Source organism: Agrobacterium sp. SORGH_AS_0440, assembly GCF_031453135.1.
In the GTDB taxonomy this organism is placed as follows: domain Bacteria; phylum Pseudomonadota; class Alphaproteobacteria; order Rhizobiales; family Rhizobiaceae; genus Agrobacterium; species Agrobacterium pusense.
The window spans coordinates 69,933-90,948 of the sequence record NZ_JAVIYR010000003.1; the positions used below are offsets into that span (position 1 = coordinate 69,933).

At 60.6% G+C, this 21,016-nt stretch carries 25 protein-coding genes; 7 read left to right on the forward strand and 18 right to left on the reverse strand.

Going from position 1 to position 21,016, the window contains the following annotated elements:
* Positions 1–2 precede the first annotated feature (2 nt).
* From QE453_RS23135 to QE453_RS23180, 10 genes are all read right to left on the reverse strand, one after another.
* On the reverse strand, positions 3–836 hold the full coding sequence (locus QE453_RS23135; RefSeq protein WP_142187731.1) for a TrbG/VirB9 family P-type conjugative transfer protein: 834 nt from the start codon (positions 834–836) through the stop codon (positions 3–5).
* Positions 833–1,567: a virB8 family protein gene (locus tag QE453_RS23140; RefSeq protein WP_100911733.1), complete on the reverse strand. Its 735-nt coding sequence runs from the start codon at positions 1,565–1,567 to the stop codon at positions 833–835. The genes QE453_RS23135 and QE453_RS23140 overlap by 4 nt, the downstream gene beginning before the upstream one ends.
* 102 nt (positions 1,568–1,669) lie before the next feature.
* Positions 1,670–2,746: a type IV secretion system protein gene (locus tag QE453_RS23145; protein WP_309778272.1), complete on the reverse strand. Its 1,077-nt coding sequence runs from the start codon at positions 2,744–2,746 to the stop codon at positions 1,670–1,672.
* Positions 2,747–2,957: 211 nt separating this feature from the next.
* On the reverse strand, positions 2,958–3,749 hold the full coding sequence (locus QE453_RS23150) for a conjugal transfer protein (RefSeq protein ID WP_142187733.1): 792 nt from the start codon (positions 3,747–3,749) through the stop codon (positions 2,958–2,960).
* A 23-nt stretch (positions 3,750–3,772) separates the two neighbouring features.
* A complete protein-coding gene (locus QE453_RS23155; protein ID WP_142187734.1) occupies positions 3,773–4,945 on the reverse strand; it encodes a lytic transglycosylase domain-containing protein in 1,173 nt (390 codons plus the stop codon).
* A complete protein-coding gene (locus QE453_RS23160; protein WP_142187735.1) occupies positions 4,923–7,442 on the reverse strand; it encodes a VirB4 family type IV secretion/conjugal transfer ATPase in 2,520 nt (839 codons plus the stop codon). Before QE453_RS23160 ends, QE453_RS23155 begins: the two co-directional genes overlap by 23 nt.
* Positions 7,443–7,445: 3 nt before the next feature.
* The gene (locus tag QE453_RS23165; protein WP_142187736.1) at positions 7,446–7,772 is read right to left on the reverse strand and encodes a VirB3 family type IV secretion system protein; all 327 of its coding nucleotides are present in this window, start codon (positions 7,770–7,772) and stop codon (positions 7,446–7,448) included.
* 2 nt (positions 7,773–7,774) lie between these two features.
* Complete coding sequence (locus tag QE453_RS23170; protein ID WP_142187737.1) at positions 7,775–8,134, reverse strand: TrbC/VirB2 family protein; 360 nt, start codon at positions 8,132–8,134, stop codon at positions 7,775–7,777.
* Complete coding sequence (locus QE453_RS23175) at positions 8,131–9,303, reverse strand: lytic transglycosylase domain-containing protein (protein ID WP_309778276.1); 1,173 nt, start codon at positions 9,301–9,303, stop codon at positions 8,131–8,133. The genes QE453_RS23170 and QE453_RS23175 overlap by 4 nt, the downstream gene beginning before the upstream one ends.
* A 120-nt stretch (positions 9,304–9,423) precedes the next feature.
* Positions 9,424–9,885 carry a hypothetical protein gene (locus tag QE453_RS23180; RefSeq protein ID WP_142187738.1) on the reverse strand — a complete coding sequence of 154 codons (462 nt, stop codon included), beginning with the start codon at positions 9,883–9,885 and terminating at the stop codon, positions 9,424–9,426.
* Positions 9,886–11,553: 1,668 nt separating this feature from the next.
* Here QE453_RS23180 and QE453_RS23185 point away from each other — a divergent pair.
* Entirely contained in the window at positions 11,554–11,757 is a 204-nt protein-coding gene (locus tag QE453_RS23185) for a WGR domain-containing protein (protein ID WP_376784495.1), read from the forward strand.
* Between the two features lie 190 nt (positions 11,758–11,947).
* Here QE453_RS23185 and QE453_RS23190 read toward each other — a convergent pair whose 3' ends face one another.
* Entirely contained in the window at positions 11,948–12,112 is a 165-nt protein-coding gene (locus QE453_RS23190; protein ID WP_022557193.1) for a hypothetical protein, read from the reverse strand.
* A 376-nt stretch (positions 12,113–12,488) separates the two neighbouring features.
* Here QE453_RS23190 and QE453_RS23195 point away from each other — a divergent pair, with 376 nt between their 5' ends.
* Positions 12,489–12,782 (forward strand): HU family DNA-binding protein, encoded by a 294-nt coding sequence (locus QE453_RS23195; protein ID WP_175477733.1) that lies wholly within the window; start codon positions 12,489–12,491, stop codon positions 12,780–12,782.
* A 123-nt stretch (positions 12,783–12,905) separates the two neighbouring features.
* Positions 12,906–13,136, forward strand: coding sequence for a hypothetical protein (locus QE453_RS23200; protein ID WP_182590855.1), 231 nt, complete (start codon positions 12,906–12,908; stop codon positions 13,134–13,136).
* Positions 13,137–13,238: 102 nt separating this feature from the next.
* On the opposite strand, the gene QE453_RS23205 is transcribed toward QE453_RS23200, so the two are convergent.
* The gene (locus tag QE453_RS23205) at positions 13,239–13,562 is read right to left on the reverse strand and encodes a DUF736 family protein (RefSeq protein WP_006699035.1); all 324 of its coding nucleotides are present in this window, start codon (positions 13,560–13,562) and stop codon (positions 13,239–13,241) included.
* Positions 13,563–13,967: 405 nt separating this feature from the next.
* Here QE453_RS23205 and QE453_RS23210 point away from each other — a divergent pair, with 405 nt between their 5' ends.
* Both QE453_RS23210 and QE453_RS23215 read left to right on the forward strand, forming a co-directional pair.
* Complete coding sequence (locus QE453_RS23210; RefSeq protein WP_077986010.1) at positions 13,968–14,453, forward strand: antitoxin Xre/MbcA/ParS toxin-binding domain-containing protein; 486 nt, start codon at positions 13,968–13,970, stop codon at positions 14,451–14,453.
* Positions 14,450–14,956, forward strand: coding sequence for an RES family NAD+ phosphorylase (locus QE453_RS23215; RefSeq protein ID WP_006699037.1), 507 nt, complete (start codon positions 14,450–14,452; stop codon positions 14,954–14,956). Before QE453_RS23210 ends, QE453_RS23215 begins: the two co-directional genes overlap by 4 nt.
* Before the next feature lie 51 nt (positions 14,957–15,007).
* On the opposite strand, the gene QE453_RS23220 is transcribed toward QE453_RS23215, so the two are convergent.
* Positions 15,008–15,238 carry a hypothetical protein gene (locus QE453_RS23220; RefSeq protein ID WP_142187739.1) on the reverse strand — a complete coding sequence of 77 codons (231 nt, stop codon included), beginning with the start codon at positions 15,236–15,238 and terminating at the stop codon, positions 15,008–15,010.
* A 168-nt stretch (positions 15,239–15,406) separates the two neighbouring features.
* Here QE453_RS23220 and QE453_RS23225 point away from each other — a divergent pair, with 168 nt between their 5' ends.
* A complete protein-coding gene (locus QE453_RS23225; protein WP_006699039.1) occupies positions 15,407–15,661 on the forward strand; it encodes a FitA-like ribbon-helix-helix domain-containing protein in 255 nt (84 codons plus the stop codon).
* Positions 15,658–16,077, forward strand: a complete 420-nt coding sequence (locus tag QE453_RS23230) for a type II toxin-antitoxin system VapC family toxin (protein WP_309778279.1) — start codon at positions 15,658–15,660, stop codon at positions 16,075–16,077. The genes QE453_RS23225 and QE453_RS23230 overlap by 4 nt, the downstream gene beginning before the upstream one ends.
* A 439-nt stretch (positions 16,078–16,516) precedes the next feature.
* Here the strand turns inward: QE453_RS23230 and QE453_RS23235 are convergent, their stop codons facing one another.
* The 5 genes from QE453_RS23235 to QE453_RS23255 form a co-directional block, all read right to left on the reverse strand.
* Positions 16,517–17,458, reverse strand: a complete 942-nt coding sequence (locus QE453_RS23235; RefSeq protein ID WP_309778280.1) for a DUF2493 domain-containing protein — start codon at positions 17,456–17,458, stop codon at positions 16,517–16,519.
* Between the two features lie 328 nt (positions 17,459–17,786).
* On the reverse strand, positions 17,787–18,824 hold the full coding sequence (locus QE453_RS23240; protein ID WP_142187742.1) for a toprim domain-containing protein: 1,038 nt from the start codon (positions 18,822–18,824) through the stop codon (positions 17,787–17,789).
* Positions 18,825–18,836: 12 nt separating this feature from the next.
* A complete protein-coding gene (locus tag QE453_RS23245; protein WP_142187743.1) occupies positions 18,837–19,289 on the reverse strand; it encodes a hypothetical protein in 453 nt (150 codons plus the stop codon).
* Between the two features lie 126 nt (positions 19,290–19,415).
* The gene (locus QE453_RS23250; protein ID WP_142187744.1) at positions 19,416–19,670 is read right to left on the reverse strand and encodes a DUF6117 family protein; all 255 of its coding nucleotides are present in this window, start codon (positions 19,668–19,670) and stop codon (positions 19,416–19,418) included.
* A gap of 104 nt (positions 19,671–19,774) precedes the next feature.
* On the reverse strand, positions 19,775–20,965 hold the full coding sequence (locus QE453_RS23255) for a DUF932 domain-containing protein (protein WP_182590857.1): 1,191 nt from the start codon (positions 20,963–20,965) through the stop codon (positions 19,775–19,777).
* Between the last annotated feature and the right edge of the window lie 51 nt (positions 20,966–21,016).

Consider the following 21,016-nt stretch of genomic DNA (forward strand, 5'->3'; position numbering starts at 1 on the left):
TCCTATCTTGATAGCGATTGCTGGTGGGATGTTCCGCTGCCAATTCGCTTCGGCGATACCGCGCCTTCAATTGGCGCCGGGATATCGGCAGGGGCGGTGCGGAGATTGAAAAGGCAAGTCTCGCTCTCGGTGCCGAAACGCAGCGTCCATTGCCGCGAGACCTTGTCGATGACGATGTAATCGGCCTCGCGGCGGTAGTTCACGAGGCTCTCGCGACGCATGCCGTCGACAATGAAGATCGCCGGGATGTCGCCAGTGAATTTCATGAAGGTCTTCAATCCATCGTCAAAAACCCAGAGCGGTTTGGCTCCATCGCTTCCCTTGAAGCCGTAGTCGTAATTGACCTTGTCACGGCGGATGTTTTTGATGTTTGGGTTTGATTGCGCGTCCTGCGCCTGCTTCCACAGCTCTGCCGTACCTTTTAGTCCGGCATCCTCCGGATAGGTGAACCGCAGCTTGAACGTCTGGTTTTGCATGGCTTTGGTGTCGTTGACACGCAGGTCGAAGGAGTAGGTTCGCTTCGTCGTGACGACGGACAGATTGGTGGCCGCATCCTTCTCCATCGGCTTCAGGGTCAGGGAGCGTTGATCAGCCGAGGTGAGGATCTGCCAAGAGATTGTGTCACCGGCTACGACCTGGGTTATTTCCTCATCGGCTCCGAAGAGGATTGTCGTCACCAGTCCATAGGTGCCTGTCACGAGGAACACCTGCTCGGCCGAATAAGGAAGCGATCGTATTCTCGGATCGAGGCGTCCTGGCCTCGCGACCAGTTCGGCATGTACGGCCAACGGCCACAGCAGCATAAAAAGAGAAACAAAAACCGTCTGCCTCATCATGGCGTAATCCCTGAGGGCATGGTCTCGGGGACTTTCGCATATTCGGTCACGACAAAACCGAGTGGATTGTAGAGGCGGACGCGGTTGCTGGCGGGCAGGTTGATCTGCCGGTAGCGTATGGTCGCCGACCAACGCGTAACGACGTCACCACCGCGACGCCGTTCACGTGTCTCGAAACGAACAGACATGGTCGATGGATTGAGCGGATTGACCGAGAGGATCTCCGGCCGGATTTCGCCGGTCGCACCAAGCAACTTGACGGGGCCTCGGGGATTGGAGGGGTTCATCCAATCCTCGTAGTCCTTGAAGGCCTGCGAGCCCGGTTCCGACCACAGCGCAATCATGTCGAAATTGTCGGAAAGATAACGGGGATCGTAGGTTTCGCGTCGGATGACGTAATTGCCGGCGAAGGCGGCGCGGACGGCCTGGTTTTCCGAGACCGTCGCACGGTCTTTATCAAGCGTGGTCACCGTTTCCATATAGCCGGTGTTCCGGTCAACGATCAGAGGTACAACCTCAGTGCGCACCAGCGGAAAGAGCTGCGCCACTGAGAACGACAGAACGCCAGCAACAGTCCAGCCGGCCAAGGCAAACAGCAGAAGGATGAAACCGATCAAGGTGCGGAGAGAGCGGTTCTTCTCACCCCATGAAAGGTGCTGATCGTAGAGATCCTCCGGACCGGCCATCTGGTCGACCGGCTCTGATCGCAATTGTCTTCTGAACAATGTCAAGTTCTGTCCCCAAAATCATGATCGTCGTTAATGTTGCGGCCCGCTTGAAGAACGGATGCGCTGTCCGCATGAAAAACCTGAATGACCAGAGGGTGTCTCACCTCACTCGCGGTTTCGCCGGCGCATTGTCAGCATCCGGCCGAGCGCGCCAGCGCCCGTCATTGCCCCGCGGCCCGAGAGCGAAACCGCCGTCAACGCGCCTTTTGGACCCGCCAGCATGGCAAGGGCCACCGCTCCGGCCTGCCCGCCTCGCGAGGTGCTGGAACCTAATCTTTCGCGGGCAGCGCCGTATAGCGCACTGGCGCCGCCTCCGCCGGGAGTGACTGCAGTCATTGTGCCGTAGGCGAATGTTCGCGCGAATTCCGGAACCTGAAAAATGAAATAGGAGATCAGCGCCAGATAGAGCACCATGGCGAGCACGATCGCTAGCGCGTTTTCCCTCGTCGCCATGTCGCCGTTTATCGTGTCCATCATGCCAATCAGAAACCCGAAGGACAGTCCGGCCATGACATAGGTGAAAAGCAGCATGAACATGCCATAGGCGATGCCCCTCACCCAGGCGTCGAAGACGAACCGCGTGATCCGGAAGAAATAGGAGAGGATGGCGATCGGGCCGATCGCCAGCATGACAGCGGTGATCATTTTGGCAAACAGCGTTACGCCGGTCAGGATCAGCAGCATCGGCAAGAGACCGAAGACCAGAACTATGAAGACGACAACCGCACCGGTGACGTTCGGCAGCCATCCGGATTCGTAGGAATTGAAGAGCTGCATGGCGAAGTCGTAGACCTTGCGCGACATGCTGGCGACCTGCGCGGCAAGATCGGAGCCGGCGGACTGCCCGCCCATCGCGGAGGAAATGGCAGCACCCAGATCCTGAGGCGACGTCAAAATGAACTGACCGATATTGTCGTAGAAGGTGGCCCAGGACATGACCAGCGCATAGGCAAGCGCGAGCTTTGAGGCAGTGATCGCCATGTCCTGAACTGAGACGCTCGAAAAGCCAAGCGCGGCCCAGAGAAAATAGAGGATGAGGAACAAGGCCAGGATGGATGAGACGAGATCGCCATTCTCGGCGAACAGACCCCACGCTCTCTCCAGCGAGGCCTCGTTGATCCTGTCGAAATACCGGAGTGCGTCGCCGTAGAAGTTGATCGCGTAACTGACCGGATCCATCATCCCCCCTCTTAGGAATTAACGGGCCGCATCGGACCGCAATCGTTGCTGACGATCCGCGCAAGCGCCTGTTGCGGCGGCGCCGCTTTCTGCTGTTCCGCGTAGCCGAGGGCTGGGACGGGGTTCTCGTCAGCCGAACATTTCGCCAGCTGTTCAAACTTGCCGCCGCATCCGGACAAGGTCGCAGTGGCCAATATCAGCAACGGGACGAACCTCACTGGGTCTGCTCCTCGAATGCCTTGAGCTGGTCGCGGACCGATGCCCCGTCAGCGCCACCGCCGCCATCGCGCATCACGTTGTCCGGAAGCGTCGCGAAGGTCTTAAGGTTTTGGGAAGAGGTCGCGAGTGCCGCCTTGTACTGCTGGTTCAGCAACATCACCTGGTTGTTGAGGGAGCCGACAGCTTCGTTTGCGGTCTGGTTGCCCTGGAGCACCATCTGGGTATTCTGTTCGAGCGCGCCCTTCAAATCCTGTGCCGTGCCGATCTGCTCCGTCGCCTGCATGAAGGCGTTCTGACGCTCCTTCGTGGCGCTGTTCATTGCGTCGGTAAGGGCAGTCAATGTCGTCAGCGCGTTGATGCCTTGCGAGTAGGCCTGATTGGCGCCGGACAGCTCCCCTCCCTTGACGGTATCGACCGCCATCTTCACCAGATTGAGCCCGTTGATCAGCTTGGCGGCAGTGTTCTGAAATTCACCGCTGATGCCGCCGAACAACGCTTCGTTTCCTGACAGGATGCTGCTGAAATCAGGCGCCTGTCCCATGCTGAAGCCGTTGCCTGTTGCGAGTTTCGCGAATTGGCTGGCATCCTGCGATCGGTCGCCAGTTATCGCCTGAAGCGTCTTCGTCGTGTTATCCTTGACGATCGAGGTGTCATCCTGGATCTGCTTCGAGAGTTTTTCGATTTCCCTGCTAACAGCAATATTATCTGCGTCTTTGACCGGCACCTGCGCAAAGGTGTTTGACATTGCGGTGATGGCAAGCGGTGCGGCGATAACGAATTTTTTCATCTGCCTGTCCTCTCTCTTCCTGTTCAATTTGCCACTGGCCGGGCATCGACGACCGTCACCAGTCCAAGCGCCGGATCCTCCACCACCGAGAAGGTCGCGACATCGCCACTGGCACGGGCCTGGTCCTGGAGGTCTTCGAGCCAGCGCCTGATCTGATTGGTGGTAGCGGTGGATGGCGCGGCAAAGCATTTGACATTGCCGGTATCGATGGTCGCCGAGGGGCACTGAACCTCGGCCATCACAAGGGAACCATCGTGCTCCTTGGCGTTGCCGCCACCTGAGCCACGCAGACCCGCCGACGAAGACTGGAGACCTGCCTGCAGACGCTGAAGATACTGCTGGTTGGCTGCCAGCGATTTCCCCAGAAGCTCGTTCCAGACCGAACCCCTTTCGGCCTGCGCCTCAGTATTGCGATCGATCGCCTTTTTCAGCTGCTCGCCGCATCCAGTGACGTCACTGACGGTTTCCGTCTCGACGCCCTCGCCTGGGGGACGTCTGTCGCCGTTCTCTGCCTTGTTCCGGCTATAGTACGAGGAGACCTTTTTGACGTAATCCTGGGTCTCTGGAATATCGGGAATCCGGCCACTCCCAAGCGACTGGCGATAGGGCCCGGCATTGTAGCCCGCGGCGACGAGGTCGTAGCGATTACCGAACATGCCCTGCAGCTGTTTGATGTATTTCACACCTCCGCGAATATTGTCGCGGAGGTCGTAAGGATTGACACCAAGCCCGGCCGCGGTGCCCGGCATCAGCTGCATGACGCCGGTCGCGCCGACCGGTGAGCGCGCCGATTGGCGAAAGCGTGACTCCTGCTCGGCAATCGCCAGCGCAAAGTTCGGATCGACGCCCTGCCGGATCGCCTCGTCCGCGACCAATCGGGCGACTTCCTGCTGGCTATAGGTGCGCTTCAACGGGCCGGCCGGCGCGGCTTCACCGCCCATACCCTCGGCCGAGCAATCGGCCGGCGCTCCAGAGCCCTGCCCGGGCGCAACGCTGTCAGTGGTTCCGCCCGACGCGCCCTTCACGCTTCGCGTGTCTGACTGATAGGCCTTGTACCAGTTCTCGGTCTCCTGCTGGATATCGCGGCGGGCGCCGTCTTTCACCGGTACCTGCGCTAGCACCGCGACTGGTCCGAACACGCTGGCCAGTACCACGGCACTGACGGTTGCCAGTTCAGGAAGCCTTGCGTTGGTCATCGGACGCATCCCCCTCCCAGTCGCAGAATTTCGAAAGCCAGTTCTTGGGATCGTCGCCGTATTCCTCGCGAAGCATCTCAACCTCGCGGACGGTTTCTTCTCGGCCGGAAAGGACCTTGATGAACTCTGGCATGTGGGACATGTCGACACGCGCGATCACGCTGCTCTTCGCGTGCTTGATCAGCATGAAGCGCGAGGCCGGGTCGCCATTCTTGACCCAGTCGAACTCGGCCCTGGAAAGGCCGAAGTGCTCCATGTAGGAATTTTCGTCCGCCTTGGGATTGGCAAAGAAAATATTGGTCGAGGTCTGTTCGATGATCGTCCGGCTGACGCTCGACTGCACCACGTCATCAGCGGACTGCGTCCCGAAGATCACAAGACCATTCCTCTTTCGGATGGTTTTGAAGTAGTCCTTCATCGTGCGCTTGAACTCGTCGTCGTCGAGCAGCTTCCAGGCTTCGTCCATCAGGTTGATGATCGGCGCCTTGCCGTCGTAGACTTCGTCCAGCCGATGGAACATGTAGAGAAGTGCTGCCGTGCGAACCGGTGGATCGTCGAGGATCGACGTCATGTCGAAGCCGATCATCGGCCGCGAGATATCGAGATTGTCGTCGGGGTTATCGAAGAGCCAGGCATAGGGGCCATGATCGACCCATTTATCGAGCCGTGCGATCAGGCTTCCCTCGGTTCGTTCGGTTCCGGCGAGCAGGGCGCGAAGCGACGACAGGCGGCGATAGGACCGATCCTTGGTCTTAAGGACGGACTTGATCGCCGTGCGGATGATGGTCTCCTCCTGCGGCGTCAGGCTCTCGCCTTCCTTCGACGGCTTCAGCATGAAGCTTAAGAGCTGATAGAGGAAAACGCGGTTTTCCTCGGTATCATCAAGAAGCAAAGGGTTCCAACCTGACGGCTCGCCGGGTTCGAGCGTCAGGTAGGTTCCACCCGCCGCGCGAACCATGATGTCGAGACCGCGGTCCTTGTCGAACACGATCGTCTTCAGACGCGGGCTGACCCGGTAGGCCTGGAGGATTAGAAAAGCCATGATCACGGTTTTGCCGGAACCCGTCGGTCCGAATACCGTCGTATGTCCAACATCCCCCTGATGGAAATTGAAGAAGAACGGCGTGCCCGACGTCGTCTCGAATATGGTGATCGCCGGACCCCAGTGATTGCCGTCCGGCTTGCCGTAGGGATAGGCGTGGAAACTGCTCAGGCCCGCGCAGTTGAGCGTCGAGATCACCGCGCGCCGGGCGATGTAGGCCTGATTTCCGGGGAGCTGCGCCCAATAGGCGGGCTCCGCGTTCAGGTCCTCGCGGACATAGGAAGCGCCCAACGCACCAAGTTCGTTGCCGATCAGGGCAACGGCATCGTCAAGCTGGGCCGGCGATGTCGCAATCGGCATGACGGTCAGATGATGCTCCGCGAAGGCCACCCGTTTGCGCGCCAACTCGTCCCGCGCAATATCGAGACTGGCCTGAACGCTGGAGCCGCCCTCGTCGGCTTTTGACAGCTGCCGATCGAGGCGCTCGATCCGGCTTCTTGCTGCGACGTCGTCAATGAAGGACATCGACTGCGTGAGCACCATCTCGAATGGGAGTTTGAGAATGTAGTCGAGCATGCCGGCGCCGGTCTCGGGCGGATATTCCTTCAAGGACACCATTGCGGCGTAGCGGTCATCGCCCGCGGTATCCCCCTGAAGGTGGATCGTGCGGTTGCCGATCGACGTGCGACGCGCTGGCAGCATCGCATCGACGGGCAGGTTGCCGAGCCGGATAGGCCGCACACGAGCGCCATTCAGCAGCGTGTAGAAAAATTCACATTGCTCTGAAAACCAGGCTTTGGATGCGCCCTCGTCCAGTTCCATGTTTTCGTAAAAGTCGCGATAAATCGTCTTGCCATTACCAAGGTCAACCTGGACACGCTGCACGTCGCGCAGGACTTTGGGACCGTAGGCCGCGAGTGACTTCTCCAGTGCTTTCGTCGCCTCGACCAGTTTGTCTCGAATTGATCGAAGCTGCTCTTTACGCACGACATTGCCTCCGACGCCCATGATGCGGGAAAGCGCGGACCCTTGTCTGAACAGCGGCCGCACGACGAGCGAGACGTAGGTGTCGTTGACGAACATCTCGTTCCTCGAGATGCTTGCCTGGTAGACATCGTCCAGACGCTGAATGAAAGGGTCGGTGAACGTCGCCGGCAACGACGGTGCGACCTTGCGCCTGACAACATGGGTGTAGAGTGCGAAACTGCCGATCGAGGATATGGCGCGGAATGCAGCGTTGCGCTGCCGCTGCAGCATGTTGATCGTTTCAATATCGGCCGTTTCGAACGAGAAGCCGGTAAGGCGTAAGGTCGATACCAGGCAATCGTTCTTCAGCCGGATGATGCCGTTTTCGATCGGAACGTAGAAAGGTACATGGGTCGAGACACCGCGATCAGCAAAGATCTCCCAGCCCTTCAACAAGCTTCCCTTAAGCGACCGTGCCGTGGTGCCCATCGGTCAAGCTCCGTAGGTTCGCATGCCCCCGCCCAACCTGCGGCCGAGGGGATTGACGCCGCACATGCTAAGGCGCCCGAGGATGTCGAAAAACCAGAGGTCGAGTTTGACCGTCAGCACGTAGAGAATGCCGTGCAGGGTGACGAAGGAGACGGGAAACCACAGGATGGAGCCCAGCACCATGAACACCATGAGCGAGATGAAGCACTCAGCGAGGAAATAGGTGTAAGGAATCCCCATCACTGTCGGCGGACGCGTGAGGGCAAGGATGACAGGATAAGATTCGATGTAGTCGTCCCCGCCTGCGGCTTTGTTGGCAGAGTTCGTCATGATCACGACCCGGAGCCGGCGAGGAAGTCTACGAGCTCAGCGGCGGCAAACATGCCTGCAAGGCTTCCACCGACCCGCAGGAGCGCTCCCCAGGACCAGAAACCAAAAGCGGCAGCCAGGAACATGCCGATGAACGCGATCGCGCCCACCGAACGGCCGAAGGGGCCGGTAAAGAACTGCACCAGTCTATCTGCAGCATTCTCCAGCGCATCAAGGCTTTGCGCGGCGGCCGGCTCATATTGACTGACGAACAGGATCGAGGCCGCAAGCAATACCATAGCGACATTGCCGGCCCACTTTCGGTTAAACAGGGAGCGGCAGGTGACGCTGCTGACAAGAATTGCCATGACTTTCATGCTCATTGAAGTTCCTCTTCCTTGACGGTTTTGACGGGACCGCCGGGTTGGATCGCTTTCATTGGCTGTTGCGGGCTGTCGTCCGAGACGAGCGGCTTTGTGGCCGAGAAGACAAGCATCGGCGACCTTGCCCGGTCGACCGGGCCCGTGCGGCGGTGCGGATTGGATTCAAGGCCAGGTGTTGGACCAGGCGTTGAAGGCTGGGAGATCGCCGGCTTGCCGGTGTAGTAACCGACAACACGGGTCACATAGTCCGCAGTTTCGCGGATCAGCGGCAAGGATTGATGCGCATCGACGCGGGGTTCGCCGGCATTATACGCGGAGGCGATCAGCACCGGATTGCTATACTTGTCGATGAGCACACCCAGGAAACGCGTTCCTGCCCGAATATTCTGTTCGGGGTCAGTAAGGTCATCGGCGCCGAAAGCCTCACCGATCTTTGGCATCACCTGCATCAGGCCGACGGCGCCAGCCGAACTGACCAGGTCCGGATCGAAACGCGCGTTTTCAGCGCGCATGATCGACAGCACCCAGTTCGGATCGACCTTCTCCTCCGCCGCAATCTGCACCGCGAGTGTTGCGTATTCTTCAGGAACGCCGGAAAGCAGGTTGGGACGGGCTTGCGTCGATGTTTGATCCGCGGCGTTGCCGGCCTCAACAGCTGGATCGCCGGCCCGTTCCCATCGACCCGGCTCAAACGAGAAGACGCTGATCGGTGAGAACACGGGGCGGTCCCGCAATGTTCTCGTGTCGCGCGCCAATTGTCCCGATAGTTCAGGACCGGCAAGCCGGGATCGGGTCCTTGCTTTTGCGACGAAGGAAAGATTTTCGGTGGCGGCGTTGATTTCGGACCGCCCCCAATAACGTTCGTCGAAATTGGCGAGATCAATGGCTGGCGGCAATAGATGTTCGGGCGTCACACCAAGAAGCGATACCGCCACAGGTGTTGCCGGCGCGGCGCGCTCTTCCGAATGGTTGAGGGCAAAACGGATGGGCCGATCGCTAAGCTCGCGGCTTTCGGTTCTCCGGCGTGGATCATTCTCGGCGGAAGTCGAGACAAAACTGGTCGTCAGAAGCAGTGACGTCACAGCGGACCAGACCGTCCGTCGCGACGCTCTGGCTGTCGGTTTGCTCACAGAAGAAGGCGGGCTGTCATCCATTTCGAACGCGTCCATAACTTATACTGCCGTACAAGTTTTGAACTGCAATCCGCGCGGGAAATCAATCAAAAAATAGCACTGTAGTGCAAGTTTTGCTGTGGGATGAGCCGAGAGTTACTAAAATGCCCAATGAATTCAGTTGCGTACCCGTGACCATTGATCGGGCTTCCAGCGGTAAGAAATCTGCTCGCGATCGCCAAAAATACGAGCAAGTCTGACCGCAGTGCCTCCTTTGACGAGCAAGGAGCCAGCATCGGCCCCTGAATGCGCACGATAGATTCGGCACGTGAAATTCGGGAGTTCCCGCTGGATCCTGGAAGCAGGCCAGCAAGATGAGATCTGATAGGGAGAACGATCGAGATCCGTCTTCAGATCGCGTGAGACCTGCTGTACCGGGCCGAGTCGGTGGCGCCCAAACTGCGTACCGTACTCCAGCTGACACTCAACAATATTCGCTGGATAGTGTTTGCAGGCAGCAAGACTGAGATAGGCGTAGGGCGCTGGCGGCAGCGGCCGGGGCGGCTGCTCAAGTTGTCCGCACGCTGCCAAGGGGATCGCAATGGCCAACGGCCAAAACAGAGCTTTCAGGATTTCCACGGCTCACCTCCTAAGTTTCCTGCTGGTATCCGGCGTATTCGAGAGCCTTGAGATAGAAATCTCGCGCGAGCCCACAAAAGGATGACGACGGTTGCGCGGTGGCTCGTCAGTGGGAAACCGTCCTGCTGTTTCGCTTCGGAAGACCTTGCAGTTATCTGCGCAGAACCGCTGCCCGGCACCGTGCAACACGTGAGAGATGTCACCGGCAACGGATGGACACCGCTGCAAAACTTGTACTTCAGTATAATTTTGAGCAGTCATATACCAGGTTCTCAAGAATGGAAAGTGCGATGAACTGCGGCAACCTCGAAGCAATCCAGTGGCATCCTTTCTTCCGAACGCCGACCTCTTCAGGCTGACAATCAGCCATGCTTCGCACAAAGATCAGCGAAATCATCGCCTCATCGTGAACTCGAGGCTTCAAGCTGGTGCAGGGAGCCCACAGGCCGGGCTGTACCGAACGACGGACCGCCCATCACATATTCACACTCGATGTGACGCTGCTTCCCGGCACCTCGTAACTCCGACAATTGATCAGCGCTGTTCGCGCGGACGCGGGTTTACCTGATTACTCACCCGCTGCTTCTTCGAAACATTCAATCGCAGCTACGCGCGTCCACCTGTTTACGCAAACACTCGTCCACCCAGACGCTCAGCCATTGGTTCGCTCACAGGCCGATTTACCCAGAAGCCAAACCGTCGTTTGGTGGATCGGCGCTCCACCTATTCACTCATTTGCACAGACGCCTGCTACCTGATTCAGGGATACGCTGATTCACCGAGCGGCCTGGTCCCTCAAAGGCCGACGCGCTGAGACCCTGTTCGCTGTATTGGCCATCCTCCCAACCAACCGGTTGTTCAACCGGCGGATCGGCATTTTGCCCATTCGCGGTTTCGCCCGTTCACCTATTCGCTGAAGAGCTGCTTTCCCGATCGCGTCTGGGGTCAATAATCCAAGAGGTCGCCCGCTCGCCTTAGAGACAATCGCCCCTCGGGCGAACGGCTATTGGTATACCAATAGCCTATCCTGCCATCTCCCACCAAAGCGGTCCGGGCGCCGTGCCCGACGCGCCCATGCTGTTGCGGGTCGGCAGACGAAGCAACAGCGAACACAGGCTTGGCATGTCATGCGCGCCGGAGCAGCAGCGAGGCGCGGGACCGGTTTGGTGGGAGATATGAAACCGGGTGCGGTCGTGGGCTGCCCGGATGTCGGTGACGGTTGAGATCCGGCATCGATGGCAGGCGAACGAGGAGACGGCGAGCGCGCCGCAGGGGGGAGGATTGCGTGAAGCCGGGGCCGGAGCATGACGGCACAGCAAAGACAGTCCTTCTCTCGGTCTTGTGTGGAGAAGTCGCGGCAGCGTCCGCTTGACCGGCCCAACCTTCTCCGTTTGTGCCGCAACCGCGGGAAGGACGCGACGCGAATGGGCGGAGACCGTTCTCGGGCTCAGTGAGCATTGCCCGCTTGCACCTATCGCCGCGGGCGGCTCGCTCAGATTATCCGCCGGAAACCCATCATCAGCATGAATCAATCAAGGCCGACCGATTCAAATATGTCGTTGGACGCCGAGTCCGCCTTGTCCGATTCTCCGTTTCATGATTGCACAATCCTACCAGATCTATGTCGAACGCATCGACGACAGGAAAAACATGGCCCGCTTTTATGCCATGTCGATCGAGCCCAACCTGTTCGGCGAGGCCTGTCTCATTCGTCGATGGGGTCGGATCGGTGCTGCAGGTCAAAGGCGGGAGCATCATTTCGCGCGGGAGGAAGAAGCGGTCAGGCTCTTTCTTCAGCTTCTGCGAAAGAGACGGTCGCGCGGATACAGGCCGAAACCGCCTGTCCGGCAAGCTGAAATCGCTGACAGATAGCGAAGGGTGCGCCAAGGGGCGACGCTGTTCCCACGGGATGGCCCGGCGTTGAAGACGAATGCGGATCCCACCGCTTCCCTCAATCAGGAAACGGGGCCCGTTCCGGCGACCGCGGATGCAAAGCGAAGCTTCGGGTTTGAACCGCCGGTCGATCCGGCGCGTCAGACCAGACGACAGGGCAAGAGCCGCCTCAGAAGGGCGGCTCGATGTCGATGACACCCTCCTGCTCGGCCATGATCACCGCCAACTCGGCGCATGCGAGTTCCAGCTCGACCTCGATTTCGCGGCGTTCGTCGCGGTACACGGCGTTTCGCAATTCGGCCCGCAGTTCTTCAATGTGTTGTTCCAGAAGCATCGTCGTCGTCTCCTTGAGTTTGTGAAAGACGACGCGCGCGGTCAAGGGGGCGTGGCGGGGTCAAGGATCGCGCCAGCGACCGGCGGAGCCGGCGAGTGGGGGAGCCGATTTTGTTGGAGCGCAGGGTACCGGAGCGAAGGCAAAATTGGGGGCACCGCTCGTCCTTGAGGCCGGCATGCCGCCATGGCATCCTCAGACGGACTGAGCAGACATTTCCTCTCCGTATCGCACCCGAACCCGAAGATGGGCTCGATGCCCGTCTTCGGGTCACTGATACGTTGAATAACTGTGGAGATCCGGGGCTTTCCGAACGAATTGCCGCAGCGTGTCGATGACAGGTCGGGTCGGCAATGGCAGTGATTCTGCATCTAACACGATGCGGAGACAGAATATGACCACGACCAACGAAATCGCCGACAAGATCGCGGCCGAACACAGCCTTACAAAGGCGCAGGGGAAAGCCATCGTCGAGGCGGTGATTGCTTCCATCACCGAGGCCGCGGTTGCCGGCAAAGAGACGTCGCTGCCCGGCTTCGGCAAATTCAAGGTGAAGGACACTCCGGAGCGCGAGGCGCGCAATCCGGCCACTGGCGCGACAATCAAAGTTGCCGCCGCGAAAAAACTGGCTTTCACGCCGGCCAAGGCTCTCAAGGATGCGCTGAACAAGTAATCTTACAAGGCAAGGCAAAAAAAACAGCCCGGCAAGCGTGCCGGGCTGTTTCGTTCTAGGCTTGCATCAGCAGGCAGATGTCACGTTTATAAGATCCTGGATAATCGTATCGCTGATAACGTGATGCGCTTCACGGACATGGTCGTCGAGCAGCTCGTGAAGAATGCTCGATGCCAACGGTATGAAGTCGAAACCGCGTGCCATTGCTGCGGACAGCAGTTGCGACAGTGTTTCAAATTCCTTCAGCTCAGCGCCCAGCCAGAGTTCAAAATTCCCGCCTTCGGCATCCGGAAAGGCCTGGAGAAAGAACGTCTGAAGCGGGCGGTCGTAGCCGATGATCGCATCTGGGTCTGAGTGGAGGGATGCGGTTGGGTGACAGTAATCGTGTAGCGGCTCAAGGCGGCCTCCTTTGAATTCGGGGAGCGCCGGCCCCGATTTCGGGGCCGGCGGTCCGGTTCAGGCCGGGCTGTTCCAGAGGATGACTTTCTTGCCGGGCTCGCCGCCGGGCGCCGGGGCAACGTTGCCGAAGATCACGCCGATCTCAGGGGCTTCGATCTTCGTGGAGATGTATTCCTCGCCAGTCTGGCGGGAGATGCGGTTCCAGCCTGCGCCGATCTCAAAGCCGGTCTTGCGATGGATGATGCGGTAATCAGGGGCCTCGTCGCTCGCCTTGCTGGCGTTCGGGACGAGGGCGATCGGGGCGTTGACCCGGATGGTGGCAAAGACGCCTTCGAGAGTGCCGTCGGTCTTTTCGGTGAGGGTTGCGATCGTGGTAGCCATGGGATTGTCTCCTTCGTTGCATCGGGACCATTCCCGATGGCGCCCGAAGAAGGGGCTGTGCCGCAGGCGTCACCGAAGCAAAGCGAAGGGGAACCCCCTTGCGGGGTTGACGCTGATCGCGGCCGGTCCCTTAGAAAGGCGACATAAAGAACGGGAATGGTCCTTGATTGCGACGGCGGCGGGGAGACCTCGCCCTGGCTGCCCTTGCGGATCCCGCCAAGTACCGCGCTCGTGGCATGCGTGAGTGGCATTCGGATCAACGAACCTCTGCCACCGGCCAAGCCGAGGGGACGGGAGCGACAGGGAACGTCATGATCCCGGTCTGGCTGGGCCGGATGCGCCCCGCCTTGAAATACACCACGACAGATGACATATTATACGCGACACTTGACGCGGAGGACGATGATGGCCCTCGCAGCTAAAACCCCTTCCACAACGGTCGCTGGTGGGGAGTTGCAGAAGATCGAAGCCCTGCTTGGCGGTTCGCGCGTGCTTGCGCGCCGGCTGACCAGTGCGCTTGATGCGCATGAGCTGCTGTTGCACGGCCTGCCTGCCTTAGCGCTCGATCACCTTGTCGGCAATCTTGTTGTCCTAGGCAAGAACGAATCGCTGGAAAAAGCGGTCGGCATGAGCCTGCGCACCTGGCAGCGCCGGAAGGACGCGCTGTCCAAGCCGCTCAGCCAGGAACAGAGCGGCCGGGTCTGGAAGTTCGCCGAGATCCTTGCCAAGGCGACGGATGTCTTTGGCTCGCAGGCGGAGGCCGAGCAATGGCTGGAACGCCCAGCGATCGGGCTTGATCAGCGCCGGCCGATCGATCTTCTCGGCACGCCCGCCGGCGTCGAATTGGTCGAGGATCATCTCGACCGCCTTGAATACGGCGTCTATGCATGACCCTTCTACCGATTGCGCTCGGCGGAACCAGGCTTGTGGCATGGCGGCTCGATCAAGCCATCCATGCGGCGACATGGGATAGTGGCGAAGGCGCCTATCGGGTTGGCGGACGCTGGAACAGCAAGGGCGTGCGGGCGGTCTACTGCTCGCTCGATCCAGCGACGGCGATCCTTGAGGTGGCGGTGCACAAGGGATTCCGGGCACTCGATACGGTCGCCCACATGATAACGGCGGCCGTCGTTGCCGACCCCACCGATGTCCACGTCGTTGATCCGGCGACCGTACCCAATCCCAACTGGCTGCGGCCGGGCATTCCCGGCGCGGGACAACAGGCCTTCGGAGACGCGCTGCTGCGCCGACACCGGTTCGTCGCGGTCCCCAGTGCGGTCTCGACGCACAGCTGGAACCTGATCTTTCTAGCGGGTGGCGGGGCAGGTGCCTATGCTCTCGAATTCCAGGAGGCGTTCGCGCTCGACACGCGGCTGCACCCACCCGGATCCTAGACCGTCGGGACGTGGATGAAGCCTGCTCTGAAGGCAGCGCCGCGACGGACATCAGTCCAGGCGGTTGAAGTGCCACGCCTGAAGTAAGGCAGCCACATCATGAAGGCCTTGCTGAAGCGGCCGAGGATCGGACTGCCTTGCTTTTTCACCGCGCACATCCTGCCATTCCCGAAGACAGGGATAACCGGTCAGCTGGCTGAGGCGAAGTTCATGGCTCATCGTCGTAGCCTTCGCCGCGCGCCAGCCGATCGAGCGCATCTTCATGCCGATGCCAGCTAACACGTCGGCGTCCTGAATGCGTGATCCCGGCTTCAGGTCACACAGGGCGATCCTGAGAGACATAATGATGGCGGCTACGATTCAGAGGCCCTCTTCAACGATGATCTTGAAATATGATGGCAAAATCTCCATACTGACATCATTCCTATCAGTTATGCAGGAGGTGCTATCATGCCCGCCGTAACAATCCGAAACATACCCGAGGAAACGCATCGCGCCATCAAGATCCGTGCGGCACAGCATGGCCGCAGCGCCGAGGCCGAAATGCGCGACATTCTGGAAATGGCCGTTCGGCCCGCAACCCGTCTCCGTCTCGGCACGGCACTCGCCGAGGCCAGTCGTCGCATCGGCCTCACCAACGAGGACGTCGATGCCCTTGAGCAGACCTTTGATCGCACGCCAGCCCATCCCATGAGCTTCGAATGATTCTGCTAGACACCAATGTCGTCTCGGAGACGATGAAGCCTTTTCCGAGCCAAATGGTACAGCGCTGGCTCGACGAGCAAGCTGCCGAGACCCTCCATCTTTCGAGTATCACGATCGCGGAGGCCATGTTCGGCATCCGCACCATGCCCGATGGTCAGCGCAAGCAGAGGCTCGCGGAGGCTCTCGATGTCTGGATCGGCCTGTTCGAGGGACGAATTTTGCCCTTCGATCTCGATGCCGCCAAACACTATGCCAATCTCGAATCTTCGGCCCGTGCATCGGGGAAGGGATTCCCGACACCCGACGGCTACATTGCGGCCATCGCTGCATCCAAGAGCTTCGCAGTCGCGACCCGTGACGCCAGCGCGTTTCATGCCGCCGGTCTTGAAGTCATCGATCCCTGGACGGTCGAGTGAGGGCGACCCGTCACCGGCAAGTGCGATGATCCGAGCATAGTCGATGTTGCCGGCGGTATACGTCTGAAGCGTCGCCTCGTCTTACTTTGTGCGTTCGATTGAAAAGAGGTTTCGGCGTTGCCGTGTGGGCCGCGCTTTCGGCTTCAACCGCTAATGGTGGCGACAACCGATCGACGTGCCGCGATCCTGCCTTCGCCCGTCCTCAAAGCGAGCCGATCAACATCATCGCAATCGCCCTGCGGGGGGCCGAGCCAACCAAGGCGCGGTAACAATCACGACAAGCGCCCCGCAGTTCATTCCGATAGGAGGCGGATCGCCCCGACTTTGGTCCCGCTGAGGATGATGGCTGGCGAAGCGAGACCCCGGACGGAGGCGTGGGTCGGGCGCGCCTGCACGCCTGCGACCCACCTTGGAGATGCTTGCGTTTTGACACAGGCTATCAGGCGCCGTCTCCTGAAGCCTGCCAGACCGGGATGCCGAGCTGGCGTGCCTTGTCGGCGATATTGCCGGTGATGCCGTTTCCGGGAAAGACTATCAATCCGGCGGGCATGACTGAAAGCATCTCGTCATTGCGCCGGAAGGGCGCAGCCTTGGCATGTTTGGTCCAGTTGGGCTTGAAGGTAATCTGCGTCACTTGGCGCGCCTCCGCCCAGCAGGCGGCGATGCGTTCAGCGCCTTTCGGCGAGCCGCCGTGCAAGAGCACCATGTCGGGATGCTTAGCATGCGCCTGATCGAGCTTGGCCCAGATGCGCTCATGATCGTTGTAGTCCATACCGCCGGCGAATGCGATCTTGGTTCCGGCAGGGATCAGCACCTCGGTTTCGGCGCGGCGTCGGGCGGAGAGGAAGTCCCGGCTGTCGATCATCGCCGCCGTCATGTTGGCGTGGTTGACCTTGGAGCCGCTGCGCGGCCGCCAGGACGATCCGGTCTGCGCCTCGTACAGGTCGGCACTGAAGTCGCGCATGAACTCGAAGCTGTTGCGGCGTTCCAGGAGCGTGATGCCTTCGGCGATGAGGCGTTCGAGTTCGACGCTCTTCACCTCCGAGCCGTCCTGCTCGCGCTGGCCTGTGCGCTGCGCCTCCTCGTTGCGGTCGAGTTCGCGCTGGATGCGCTCGCCGGCCCGGTGGAAGAGATTGGGGATCGACCAGAGCAGGTCTTCGAGATCGGGTTCAAGCCGGGTGTCGCCGAGCATCTCGGCGAAGGCATCGAAGATCGTGGTGATCGAAGACCGGACCTGCGGCTCCTCCGGCAATGGCCGCGGATCAGGCTCGTCCTGGAACCGACGATAGCCAAAGACCTGCATCTCGTAGATGAAGCGATCGGTCGGGGAGGATGCGTGGTGGGGCTCGAAGCTGTCGTCGGGGTGAAGGATCAGGTCCATGGTGGTCTCCGTCGGTTTGGGCCGCGCCTCTCGCGGCCTGGCGGCGAACCCGATCACGCGGGCCGTGGCCGGAACCGCCAGCGAAGTGCCGCGGCCCAGCGAAGCGCCGGGCGGCGGAGGGAGGGTTTCTTGATCCGCGCGGAATGACGGACCGCACCCGCGGTCTGGCAGGGGAAGAAACCCGACCGACCCGCTGAAGGCCCGGGGCCCGCGTGGTAAGGGTCGCCTCTCGGCAGGCCCGCGGGCGCGCGCCCATCCCGAATGAGGCCAATGGATTGCGCCTCGCCAGTGCCGCGGCCGGGCCCTCCCCCAACCTCTGTCCCCGACGTCAGGCTGGAAGAAAAGCCATCGCGTCTTCCGGGACGAGTTGTGCCCTGAGGTTTGCCGTCAGCCGGTCCGGGCCCAGCCAGCGAAGATCTTCATTGAAGTCGCCGAGCTCCGGCGACAGCACCAGTGGCAGGATCCCGCACTCCTGCGCCCGGCGGCTCATGCCCTCGATCCCATGCCGGCCGGCGGCATCCGCGTCTGCGGCGATATAGATGCGCCGGCATCCGGGCGGGAAACGGAAGGCGGCAAGGTGGTTGGCCGTGAGCGCCGCCACTATCGGCATGCCGGGCATCACGTGTGCGAGCGACAGCATGGTCTCGAGCCCCTCGCCTGCCGCCATCACCGGCACAGGCGCATTGACCGGAAAGCCAAAGCGGACGCCGTTACCGAGAAGCCCGCCAAGTGCGCGGCGCGGACCGTTGACCTTCGCCTTGCCGGCGCCGTCGGGATCCAGCCAGCTGCGATGCACGCCGGTGATTGCGCCGGCGGGGTCGGTCACCGCTGCGATCAGGGCCGGATAGCTGCTCGTATGGCCCGTGACGAGATCACGATAGTAGCAGGACGGATGGAAGCGCAGCGCCGCATGCGTCGATGCCCGTAAGATGCCGCGCCCGCGCAGATAGGTGTCGGCAAGCGTGCCCGCCAGAGGCTGCGTCATCCGGAACAGCCGCTGTGCCTGCACGCCCGTACGCCGTTCCACCGGGGCGAAATCATAAGCATCGGTCCCGCGAGAGGACACCGGCTCTGGTCGAGGCAGGCTGAGGAAATGACGCGCCTCGTCTGCAACGTCCCGGAAGTCGACGAGACCGCAAGTCTCCCGGATCAGATCGAGCAGATCACCGAACTGGCCTGTCGCCGCGTCGGTCCAGCGGCCGGCGCGCGGGCCGACGAGGTGCACATAGAGCGACCGGCCCATTCTGTTGCTGACATCGCCAACGAGCCAGTAGTTGCCGGCACGACGGCCGGCGGAGAGATAGTGCCGGCAGACCGCCTCCGCGTCCCGCGCGAGACGGCCCGCCAGATCCGAGGCGGAGTGCATGGCAGACCTCCATCATGACCGGTGTGCGACATCGACAAGGCGATGACGATCATTCAGCTTCGACAGGATCGCCGTGCCATCACCTGCGACAGGCACAAAGGAACGGAGCTTCCAACTGATCATCTCCTCGGATCGGCGCGTGTGGGTCGGCGAGAGCCGGGCCACCTTCATCAGCATCGCACGCGCCGATTGAGGCGACTGGACCCGGGAGGTGATTGAGCGGGATAGAAACAAGACCTGGGCGACCTCTGTTGGTTTATAGGCATCCTTCCGGAGCCAGCGGCCTTCGGCGTCGCTGCCGCCGAAAACCTCCGCCATGACCTGTCTCAGGTCGGCGGTGGCGATGCCTTTACCTTGCTCCAGCGACCTGATCTGTTCGGCACCATGAATAAGTGCCCCGGCGCTGGTTCTGGCCATAGGACGCGGAGAGGTGGAAACGTTTTGAGGATGCGAAATGATATTCATAGGGGGACGCTCCAGGAGTGAGGAAAGAACTGCAAGGTCCGGTGTCCTGCCGACTAGGTCGGAGGCCACATCGGGGCGGCCGTGGAAGAGTCGGGGATCGGCAGGTTGAACCGCCGGCGATCGCGCCTAGCACGATGGGTTTACGATGAAGCCAGCGGGATTCTCTCGATCCGGTGGCAGGTAGGCGTCGTAAGGATTGCCGTCGGCCAGATGACCAAACGGCGTGAAGAAAAATTCGCCGTTACTGCGGCCGACGCCGCAGAGCACGTAACGCGGCTCGCGTGTAGTGGCATCGAGGCATTCCATGAGAGCAAGATTACCATCGGACGCGGCGCGCAGCAGCGTGTCGAAATTTGCGCGGGCATGATCGGGAATAGCCATTGGGTGCTCCAGACGAAAAGAGGCCCGGCGCTTGACCGGGCTCTGGGATGACGATGGGTTTTGCAGACGCGGCCGGCTCTGAGCCAGGCGCGCGCATGAACATGTCAGGAGGCGCTCTCCAGCAGCTTCTTGGCTTTGCCTTCGAGTTCGAGACGCGTGTCCTGATTGGTCTTGGTGCGCGCCAGCGCGGTGATACCCTGCACGAAATCAAAGATCGATTCCGGCGGCCTCCCCTCTTCCGACAAGACCATTTCGATCACCTTGCCGGTCTCGCCTTTCGAGAAGCCGCGCCGACGCAGGAAGCTCTCACGGTCGTCATCCTTGCGCGCGACGATCCGCTCGCGCGCCGCCTTGATGCCGGCGATGAACGGAGCGGGTGAGGATTTGGCGAAGCTTGTCAGCGCGGGTGCTGCTTCATGCGCAAAGCGCTGGGCGGCGAACTTTGAATGTCGGATGGTGATCTCCTCGAAATTTTCCGTTCCCCACAAGTTGCGGTTGGCGCAGACCGCCCGCAGATAGAAGGAGGCGATGCCGAGGGTCTTCGATCCAACTTCCGAGTTCCAGGTATAAAAGCCGCGGAAATAGAGATCGGGTTCGCCGTTCGGCAGTCGTCCGGCTTCAATCGGATGGGTGTCGTCCACCAGGAACAGGAAAACGTCTCGGTCGCTGGCGTAGAGCGTGGTCGTATCCTTGCTGATGTCGATGAAGGGATTGTGCGTCATCTTCGCCCAATCCAGGACGCCGGGCACTTTCCACATGGTGTCACCGGTCCCATTGCCGGCTACCCTCATCACGGCGGACACCAGTTCATGATCCCAGATGCGGCCGTATTTCGGTCCGGTGACGGCGCGCAGTTCAAGGCGCCCATCGTCCATCTCGAGGGTCTTGACGAGCTCGGCACGTTGATTGAGCAGGCCATGCTGCAGGTTGATCGCCGCAAGCGGGGCCGGCAGTTGGCGCATATAGGTGGCCGGTGCGCCAACCAGGCTGCAGAGCTGGCCATAGCTCCAGTGGGTCGGAGCGATCGGTTGTCGCCGACCGGGAACGAGAAGTTCAAGCCGCTCCGCATTGTCGCGGGTTGCTTCGACACGGATCGCAGCGCTTTCGATGGTGCGAGCATGAGCCCGTTCGGCGCGGGATCGAACGGTGTCGTAGAGATCTGTGAGTGACAGGAAGCGTTCGTCGTCAGGGCGCGAAAACCATTCCGAGGAAACGCGGCCGATCCGCTCACCGCGCGAGATATCGACCTTGAAGCTGGAGGAAGCCGGTTGGGCATTGGAAGCAAGTGGGGTCATTGCATTGTCTCCATGAAACGGAAACCCGGCGCGATGGCCGGGCGAGGTTGA